At 38.1% G+C, this 9307-nt stretch carries 8 protein-coding genes and 2 tRNA genes; 9 read left to right on the top strand and 1 reads right to left on the bottom strand.

Features of this window, described 5'->3' with window-relative positions:
• Window positions 1–51: 51 nt before the first annotated feature.
• The 3 genes from MMB69_RS26485 (at window position 52) to rocF (ending at window position 1287) form a co-directional block, all read left to right on the top strand.
• Window positions 52–126 (top strand) — tRNA-Gly (locus MMB69_RS26485).
• Window positions 127–148: 22 nt separating this feature from the next.
• Window positions 149–224, top strand: a tRNA-Ala gene (locus MMB69_RS26480).
• Window positions 225–387: 163 nt separating this feature from the next.
• Entirely contained in the window at window positions 388–1287 is a 900-nt protein-coding gene (gene rocF, locus MMB69_RS26475) for an arginase (RefSeq protein WP_025753445.1), read from the top strand.
• Window positions 1288–1369: 82 nt separating this feature from the next.
• Here the strand turns inward: rocF and MMB69_RS26470 are convergent, their stop codons facing one another.
• Window positions 1370–1540, bottom strand: coding sequence for an aspartyl-phosphate phosphatase Spo0E family protein (locus MMB69_RS26470; protein WP_223260213.1), 171 nt, complete (start codon window positions 1538–1540; stop codon window positions 1370–1372).
• A gap of 155 nt (window positions 1541–1695) precedes the next feature.
• Between MMB69_RS26470 and sigW the strand changes: the two genes are divergently transcribed.
• From sigW to glmS, 6 genes are all read left to right on the top strand, one after another.
• Window positions 1696–2259: an RNA polymerase sigma factor SigW gene (sigW, locus tag MMB69_RS26465; RefSeq protein ID WP_013054969.1), complete on the top strand. Its 564-nt coding sequence runs from the start codon at window positions 1696–1698 to the stop codon at window positions 2257–2259.
• A 14-nt stretch (window positions 2260–2273) separates the two neighbouring features.
• Window positions 2274–2879 (top strand): anti-sigma factor family protein, encoded by a 606-nt coding sequence (locus tag MMB69_RS26460; protein ID WP_013081391.1) that lies wholly within the window; start codon window positions 2274–2276, stop codon window positions 2877–2879.
• Window positions 2880–3071: 192 nt separating this feature from the next.
• Window positions 3072–3893 (top strand): diadenylate cyclase CdaA, encoded by an 822-nt coding sequence (gene cdaA / locus MMB69_RS26455; protein ID WP_057243254.1) that lies wholly within the window; start codon window positions 3072–3074, stop codon window positions 3891–3893.
• On the top strand, window positions 3886–5442 hold the full coding sequence (locus MMB69_RS26450; protein WP_221786117.1) for a CdaR family protein: 1557 nt from the start codon (window positions 3886–3888) through the stop codon (window positions 5440–5442). The genes cdaA and MMB69_RS26450 overlap by 8 nt, the downstream gene beginning before the upstream one ends.
• Before the next feature lie 28 nt (window positions 5443–5470).
• Entirely contained in the window at window positions 5471–6817 is a 1347-nt protein-coding gene (gene glmM, locus MMB69_RS26445) for a phosphoglucosamine mutase (protein ID WP_025753441.1), read from the top strand.
• A gap of 430 nt (window positions 6818–7247) precedes the next feature.
• On the top strand, window positions 7248–9050 hold the full coding sequence (gene glmS, locus MMB69_RS26440) for a glutamine--fructose-6-phosphate transaminase (isomerizing) (RefSeq protein WP_277448699.1): 1803 nt from the start codon (window positions 7248–7250) through the stop codon (window positions 9048–9050).
• Window positions 9051–9307: the final 257 nt, after the last annotated feature.

The following is a 9307-nucleotide window of genomic DNA, read 5'->3' as shown; positions in this document are numbered from 1 at the left end:
CTTTTAATCAGAGGGTCGAAGGTTCGAGTCCTTCATGGCTCATTTTAATAAGCGGAAGTAGTTCAGTGGTAGAACACCACCTTGCCAAGGTGGGGGTCGCGAGTTCGAACCTCGTCTTCCGCTCCATTTCTATATAAAAAAAGATTTTGGGGCCTTAGCTCAGCTGGGAGAGCGCCTGCCTTGCACGCAGGAGGTCAGCGGTTCGATCCCGCTAGGCTCCACCATACATATAAACGTACAACCTTTAAGCAATTTGCTTAAAGGTTTTTTTGTGCAGTTTCTACAAATTAGAATTGTATATATATTCAAAAAAGTGTCGAGTTGAGCCATCGCTCATTTAGCCGTTACAATAAGAGAGTAGCAACATTTGTGATGGGGGGACATATTATGAATAAGCTTTCAATTATTGGAGTACCAATGGATTTAGGTCAAACTCGCCGTGGGGTCGATATGGGGCCAAGTGCGATACGATATGCAGGTGTTATTGAACGCATCGAGAATATTGGCTATAGTGTAGAAGATAAAGGGAATATTGAAATTGCCTTAGCTGAACGAGTACATAGTGATGAAAATACAAACTTAAAGAATTTAAAAGCTGTAGCAGATGCTAGCGAGAGGCTTGCTCAGACCGTAAGTGATGTTATTACAAATAAAAGGTTTCCTTTAGTGCTAGGGGGAGATCACAGCATCGCTATCGGAACACTAGCAGGAGTAAGTCGTCATTATCAAAACTTGGGCGTGATTTGGTATGATGCACACGGAGATTTGAATACAGCAGATACGTCTCCTTCAGGAAATATTCACGGTATGCCATTGGCGGCAAGTATAGGTATAGGAGACGACGCATTGACTCGAATTGGCGGTTATACACCTAAAGTCAAGCCTGAAAATATTGTGATTATCGGAGCACGTTCTTTAGATGAAGGAGAAAAAGAGCTAATAAAGGAAAAAGGGATTAAAGTGTATACGATGCATGAGATAGACCGAATGGGTATGACAAAAGTAATGGAAGAAACAATTTTATATTTGCGTGATAAAACAGATGGGGTTCATCTATCACTCGATTTAGATGGACTGGATCCACATGATGCACCTGGAGTAGGAACGCCAGTTATCGGTGGAATAAGCTACAGAGAAAGTCATTTAGCTATGGAGATGTTGGCAGAATCTCAGCTAATCACTTCTGCCGAGTTTGTGGAAGTGAATCCTATTTTAGATGAACGGAATAAAACAGCTACAGTAGCTGTTGCATTGATGGGCTCACTTTTAGGAGAAAAATTAGTATAAAACATTAGTACCTACCAAAAAGTACATGAAATATATATGAAGATAAAAAAAAGAAGCTCTTAGTTCGGATTCGAGAGCTTCTTTATATAGAGAAAAACTTTTCATATTCATTTAATAAACCATCTAACTCTGAACTTACTCTCACCACTGTTAGTGATGATAAAGGGTTTTCTGCTGCAAGAGTGACCATGTTATTTCTGCATTCTTCAATTTGATTCAAAAGGTTCTCTTTTGTATGAGTCAAGCTTTCCACTCCTCTTCTTTTCATCTATACTAATTACATAACCTACGTACGATCTTTTTAAACATATTTGACAAATTTTTGTTAAAATAATTAAGCATAAGTGAAACTTTATGATAAAGTACACGTATATATACTATCCCGCAATGGGCGGAGGTAACCGTTACATGGATTTATTATTAAAAAGAAAAATAAAAAAAGTAAAAAAAGGTGACCAGGATGCGTTTGCTGACATAGTAGAATATCACAAGGATAAACTTTTTCATCTATGTTATCGAATGTTAGGAAACCGGGAAGAAGCGCAAGACGCTGCACAAGAGGCGTTTATTCGAGCCTATGTAAATATTCATAGCTATGACACGAGTAAAAAGTTTTCCACCTGGTTATATCGAATTGCTACAAATCTTTGTATTGATCGAATTCGTAAAAAAAAGCCAGACTATTATTTAGATGCAGAAGTAGCCGGGACCGACGGGTTAAATATGTACTCTCAAATAGCTGCCGATCAGGCCTTACCAGAGGAAGAACTAGAGCAAGTAGAATTGCAAGAATTCATTCAGTCGGAAATATTAAAGCTACCTGAGAAATATCGAACTGTCATTGTCCTAAAATATATAGATGAGCTGTCGTTAAAAGAAATCAGCGATATTTTAGACCTGCCGCTTGGTACGGTAAAGACTAGAATTCACAGAGGACGTGAAGCTTTAAGAAATCGACTTCGCCACTTGTAAGGAGTGAACTAAGAATGAAATGTCCAAAAATGTATGTAAATCTCATTCATGAACATTTGGATGGGGATATTACAAAAGAAAATGAACTATTATTAAAAGAGCATTTGCATCAATGCAAAGGTTGTCAGCAGCATATGCATCAGTTAAAAAGAACCATTGCATTTGTGCAAAGCACTTCTCATATAGAATTACCTATGAACTTTACAGCAGGTGTTATGGCTGGGTTACCACGTGAAAAGAATCGAATTCGAATGAATAGATGGTTTACAAACCACCCGATTCTTAGTGCAGCTGCTGTATTTGTGCTGTTAATGTCCGGCACGGTGTTTTCAGCTTGGGAAACGGATGAAGACTTTTCTGTTTCAAAGCAGCCGAACTTGGTCATTCATGATAAAACAGTCGTTGTACCAAAAGGTGAGACCGTCAAAGGTGATATTACTGTGAGAAATGGCGATATTAAAATTGAAGGAAAAGTAGATGGAAATGTTACTGTTATACATGGTGATAAGTACCTAGCTTCTGCAGGAGAAGTGACAGGCAATATTGAAGAGTTAGACAAGATTTTTGACTGGGTATGGTATAACGTCAAAACTCATGCCAAACAAGCTGTTGACTTTTAATAGTTGAAACATAAAACCGTCCGCTTATCTTGTTAGAGAGGAACAGTGGACGGTTTTATTTATATAAAAAGAAGGCTACATTATATAGGAACAAGGATTTAAAAATAAGATGTAATTTACAGTGTAATTTTGTTTTATGGTATAATAAAACGGTTATGTTATCTTTATTACATATATAGAGGAAGTGAGAAGATGCCTATTGGAGACCTGCCAATCCTCTCATATTTAGGAAAAATTGTTGATGTTCTCCTGGTATGGTTCGTCATATATAAATTAATTATGGTCATAAGAGGTACAAAAGCAGTACAGCTTTTAAAAGGAATCACCGTGATTTTAGTTGTACGCTTTATAAGTAACTTCCTTGGACTAAATACGCTGCAATGGTTAATGGACCAAGCGTTAACGTATGGGTTTTTAGCTATCATTATTATCTTCCAGCCGGAGCTGCGCCGAGCGCTTGAACAGCTTGGGAGAGGACGTTTGTTTTCACGCAGTAATTTGCCTGAAGAAGATGAACGTACCATTACGATTGAGGCGATTATAAAAGCAACGCATTATATGGCTAAAAGACGCATAGGTGCATTGATCTCAATCGAAAGAGAGACGGGTATGGGTGACTATATCGAAACAGGTATACCGCTCAACTCTAATATTTCTTCTGAATTATTAATCAACTTATTTATACCGAATACACCACTTCATGATGGAGCGGTTATTTTACAGCGGGATCAAGTAGCCGCTGCAGCATGTTACTTACCTTTATCTGAAAGTCCTTTTATTTCAAAAGAATTAGGTACTCGCCATCGTGCTGCTGTAGGAATAAGTGAAGTAACAGATAGTGTGACTGTTATTGTATCTGAAGAAACTGGAGGCATTTCCGTTACCAAAAATGGTGAATTGTATCGTGAATTGACAATTGATACATTGAGAGAAATGCTAGAAAAAGAATTAGTCACAACTTCTAAAGCAACTTCTTCCACTCGTTGGCAATGGAGGTTGAAGAAGAATGGATAAATTGATGAATCGATCGTGGGTTATGAAAATTATCGCGTTGCTGTTAGCCTTCATGTTATATTTATCTGTTAATTTAGATGATGGTGCCAGTTCATCAAATAAGATCCTGAACCGAAGCAGTTCTGCCAACACTGGAGTAGAAACATTAACAGATGTTCCGGTTCAAGTATCCTACAATGAGAAGAACAGAATTGTAAGAGGTGTTCCGGATACGGTTATTATGACACTGGAAGGTCCTAAAAATATTTTGGCTCAAACAAAGCTACAAAAAGATTATCAAGCTTATATTGACCTTGATAATTTAAGCTTAGGGCAGCATAGAGTCAAGGTTCAGTATCGAAATATCTCTGATAATTTAAACGTAGTGGTTAAGCCTGATATTGTAAACGTAACAATTGAAGAACGCGATTCAAAACAGTTTTCAGTAGAGGCAAGCTATGATAAAAACAAGGTCAAGAATGGATATGAAGCAGGGGAAGCAACCGTTAGTCCAAGAGCCGTCACGGTAACGGGCGCATCAAGTCAATTAGACCAAGTTGCTTATGTGAAAGCTATTATTGATTTAGATAATGCTTCAAAAACAGTGACGAAACAAGCAACTGTTGTCGCACTAGACAAGAATTTAAATAAATTGAATGTAACAGTTCAACCAGAAACGGTCAATGTAACAATCCCAGTGAAAAATATTAGTAAAAAAGTGCCGATCGATGTGATTCAAGAAGGCATGCCAGGCGACGGTGTCAACATTACGAAGCTAGAGCCTAAAACAGATACAGTGAAAATTATCGGTCCATCTGATTCTTTAGAAAAAGTCGATAAAATTGATAATATTCCAGTCGATGTTACCGGTATTACGAAATCTAAAGATATTAAGGTGAACGTCCCTGTTCCAGACGGAATAGATAGTGTAAGTCCTAAACAAATTACCGTTCATGTGGAAGTAGACAAACAAGGTGATGAGAAAGACGCAGAAGAAACGGACGCGAGTGCAGCTGAGACTAAGTCATTTAAGAATTTACCGGTTTCTTTAACTGGTCAATCCTCAAAGTACACGTATGAACTGCTTTCTCCTACTTCAGTAGATGCGGATGTAAAAGGACCAAAATCTGATTTAGATAAGTTAACGAAAAGCGGCATTAGCTTGTCAGCGAATGTAGGGAATTTATCTGCCGGGGAGCACACGGTTCCTATTATAATAAATAGTCCCGACTCTGTTACATCAACTCTATCGACTAAACAGGCAAAAGTTCGTGTAACAGCGAAAAAACAATCAGGGACAAATGATGAGCAAACAGATAAAGAAACAAGTGGAAGCACGAGCGATAAAGAAACAAAGCCAGACACGGGAACTGGATCAGGATCAGGAACAAATCCTGGGACGGGAAATTCAGGTGATTCAGCTGATAAACCAAGCGAAGAGACTGATACACCTGAAGATAATACAGATACACCAACAGATAGTACAGAAACTGGTGACGACAGTAGTAATCAAAGTGATGAAAATTCTACACCCGTAGATGGACAGACAGATAATACATCAGGAAACTAAATGTTTTGACATGAAGGAGAGAAAATTAATGGGTAAGTATTTTGGAACAGACGGAGTACGAGGAGTTGCCAATAGTGAATTAACTCCTGAGCTTGCTTTTAAAATTGGACGCTTAGGTGGTTACGTTCTAACAAAAGATTCAGAGCGACCAAAAGTATTAATCGGACGCGATACACGCGTTTCTGGTCATATGTTAGAAGGAGCGCTTGTTGCAGGATTGCTTTCAATTGGAGCAGAAGTTATGCGACTAGGCGTTATTTCAACTCCAGGGGTAGCGTATTTAACAAAAGCACTTGGCGCACAAGCAGGAGTCATGATTTCTGCTTCGCATAACCCAGTTCAAGATAACGGAATTAAATTCTTTGGTCCAGATGGATTTAAACTTTCAGATGCCCAAGAGAATGAAATTGAAGCGTTAATGGATAGTGAAACAGATCAATTACCAAGACCTGTTGGGGGAGACTTAGGTCAGGTAAATGACTACTTCGAAGGTGGACAAAAATATCTTCAATACTTAAAACAAACGGTTGATGAAGACTTCTCAGGTATTCATGTGGCATTAGACTGTGCGCACGGGGCAACGTCATCGTTAGCAGCACATTTATTTGCGGATTTAGATGCAGATATCTCTACAATGGGGGCATCTCCAAACGGATTAAACATCAATGACGGTGTAGGATCTACACATCCCGAAGCATTAAGTGCCTTCTTAAAAGAAAAAGGAGCGGATGTTGGATTAGCATTTGATGGAGACGGAGATCGTTTAATCGCAATCGATGAAAAAGGCGAGATTGTAGACGGTGATCAAATTATGTTCATTTGTGCAAAATACTTATATGAACAAGGACGTTTAAAGAAAAACACGCTTGTTTCTACCGTTATGAGTAACTTAGGCTTCTATAAAGCACTAGAAGCTAGCGGGATTGAAAGTGCACAAACTGGTGTAGGAGATCGTTATGTAGTGGAAGAAATGAAAGCTAATCAATATAACCTAGGTGGAGAACAGTCAGGTCATATTATTTTCTTAGATTACAACACAACAGGTGACGGTATGCTTTCAGCTATTCAGCTTGTAAACATTATGCAAGCAACGAAAAAGCCTTTATCAGAACTAGCAGCTGAAATGAAGAAATATCCTCAGCTTCTTGTAAATGTAAAAGTAACAGATAAGCATCATGTTACAGATAACGAGAAGGTAAAAGTGGTTATTGAAGAAGTGGAAAAAGAAATGAACGGTAATGGCCGAGTACTTGTACGCCCTTCAGGAACAGAGCCGTTAGTACGTGTTATGGTTGAAGCACAAACACAAGAAGAATGTGAAACTTATGTAACGCGTATCGTAGAAGTAGTAAAAGAAGAAATGGGCTTAGAGTAATTCATTAATTATATGCATAAGCGGTGACGTTTCAAGCTGCTTATGCATATTTTTATATTGTTGAGAAAAATTCTTGGAAATTATCTAATGCTAAAGGCTGTTTTTACAGATAGTAAAGAAGATAATTGACGTTTTCTCACTTCTTATTGTAATATTAAATCTGTTCGTCTCTTAATTTATGTAAAGGAGTGAACAATCTATTTTAAAAGTGAATACAAAGCGCCTGAACTAAGTAAAGGGACGGAAACGACTTAGTTGACGAGGAGGAGGTTTATCGAAGTATCGGCGGATGCCTCCCGGTTGTTGATTATCACGACCGAAAACTTGATGTGAAAAACAATGAGGTGACTTATTGGACAAAAGCATTGAGATGATAATCATTGATGATGAAAAGAGACTCTCTTTTCATACATGAAGGAGGATTTTATCTATGTGCGGAATTGTAGGATATATTGGAACAGAAGATTCGAAAGAAATTTTATTACGTGGTCTTGAAAAGTTAGAATATCGTGGCTATGACTCAGCGGGTATTGCAGTTGTTAACCATGAAGGCGTACACGTATTCAAAGAAAAAGGCCGTATTGCAGAATTGCGTCAGGCAGTAGATAACAGTGTTTTAGCACCAGCAGGTATCGGTCATACGCGTTGGGCAACTCATGGTGTACCAAGCCAAGAAAATGCTCACCCGCATCAAAGTACATCTGGACGCTTCACACTTGTGCATAACGGTGTAATTGAAAACTATGCTATTTTGAAACGTGAATATTTACAAGATGTAACGTTCAAAAGCGAAACGGATACAGAAGTAATCGTTCAGTTAATTGAAAAAATCGCAGCAGAAGGCTTAGATGTAGAAGAAGCGTTCCGTAAGACAGTAAGCTTGCTTCACGGTTCTTATGCACTAGCTCTTGTTGATAACGAAGATAAAAATACAATCTACGTAGCTAAAAACAAAAGCCCGCTTCTTGTAGGTGTTGGCGAAGGATTTAACGTTGTAGCGAGCGATGCTATGGCAATGCTTCAAGTAACAGATCAGTACGTAGAATTAATGGATAAAGAAACAGTAATTGTTACAAAAGAAGGCGTAACAATTAAAACGCTTGATGGTGAAGTGGTAGAAAGAGCACCTTATACAGCAGAGCTTGATGCAAGTGATATTGAAAAAGGTACGTACCCTCACTATATGTTAAAAGAAATTGATGAGCAGCCTTTAGTTGTTCGTAAAATCATTCAAGAGTATCAAAATGAGAACAATGAACTGCACATTGATGCAGACATTTTAGGAGCAATGGATGAAGCAGACCGCATCTATATCGTAGCATGTGGAACAAGCTATCATGCAGGCCTAGTAGGTAAACAATTCATTGAAACGTGGGCGAAGGTTCCAGTAGAAGTGCACGTAGCAAGTGAATTCTCTTATAACATGCCGCTTTTATCTGAAAAGCCATTGTTTATCTTTATCTCTCAAAGTGGAGAAACAGCTGACAGCCGTGCAGTATTAGTTCAAATTAAAGAACTAGGTTACAAAGCGTTAACAATCACAAACGTTCCGGGATCAACATTATCTCGTGAATCTGATTATACGTTATTACTTCATGCAGGTCCGGAAATTGCTGTAGCATCAACAAAAGCTTATACAGCTCAATTAGCAGTGCTATCAATTCTAGCGGCTGTAACAGCAAAAACACGCGGCATTGAATTAGAATTTGATTTAGTTCAAGAGTTAGCAATCGTAGCAAACACAATGGAAGTACTTTGTGAGGACAAAGAAGAAATGGAAAGCATTGCTCTTCAATTCTTAGCAACAACTCGCAACGCATTCTTTATTGGACGTTCTGTTGATTATTATGTAGGTTTAGAAGGTGCGTTAAAACTAAAAGAAATCTCTTACATCCAAGCAGAAGGATTTGCTGGAGGAGAGCTTAAGCACGGAACAATTGCTTTAATTGAAAACAATACGCCAATTATTGCATTAGCAACACAAGAGCATGTAAACTTAAGCATCCGTGGTAACGTAAAAGAAGTAGTAGCACGTGGAGCTAATCCTTGTATCATTTCAATGAAAGGATTAGAAACAGAAGAAGATCGCTACGTGATTCCGAAAGTTCATGAAACACTTTCACCACTAGCAGCGGTTATTCCTTTACAATTAATCTCTTACTACGCTGCATTGCACCGCGATTGCGATGTAGATAAACCACGTAACTTAGCAAAATCAGTTACTGTAGAATAATAAGGTTCTAGACACCCTTCTATTATAGAAGGGTGTTTTTGTATACAATTCTCATTGAGCTAAAAAATATATTTGCTTGCTCACTTTATTTTATATAATAGAGTAGGTAAATGAACGAAACTCACTTATAAAAAAGGAAGTGAAAAGTATTAGTGGAGTAGCTCAAAGTATAAAGTACGTGTTGCGAGGCATCTTTTTTGTCTTGTATTTTCCCTTTTATTTTGTATTTCAAATTTTGTGTAAGCTATGGGTATATT

It is taken from the genome of Priestia sp. P5 (assembly GCF_029522155.1).
Classification (GTDB): Bacteria; Bacillota; Bacilli; order Bacillales; family Bacillaceae_H; genus Priestia; species Priestia megaterium_E.
The sequence above is the reverse complement of the archived record's forward strand: the minus strand, read 5'-3'. Positions and strand labels throughout refer to the sequence as shown.

Bases quoted from the DNA above. Each gene is read 5' to 3' on its own strand.
- rocF (WP_025753445.1), top strand. From the start codon at position 388: ATGAATAAGCTTTCAATTATTGGAGTACCAATGGATTTAGGTCAAACT.
- sigW (WP_013054969.1), top strand. From the start codon at position 1,696: ATGGATTTATTATTAAAAAGAAAAATAAAAAAAGTAAAAAAAGGTGAC.
- MMB69_RS26460 (WP_013081391.1), top strand. From the start codon at position 2,274: ATGAAATGTCCAAAAATGTATGTAAATCTCATTCATGAACATTTGGAT.
- cdaA (WP_057243254.1), top strand. From the start codon at position 3,072: ATGCCTATTGGAGACCTGCCAATCCTCTCATATTTAGGAAAAATTGTT.
- MMB69_RS26450 (WP_221786117.1), top strand. From the start codon at position 3,886: ATGGATAAATTGATGAATCGATCGTGGGTTATGAAAATTATCGCGTTG.
- glmM (WP_025753441.1), top strand. From the start codon at position 5,471: ATGGGTAAGTATTTTGGAACAGACGGAGTACGAGGAGTTGCCAATAGT.
- glmS (WP_277448699.1), top strand. From the start codon at position 7,248: ATGTGCGGAATTGTAGGATATATTGGAACAGAAGATTCGAAAGAAATT.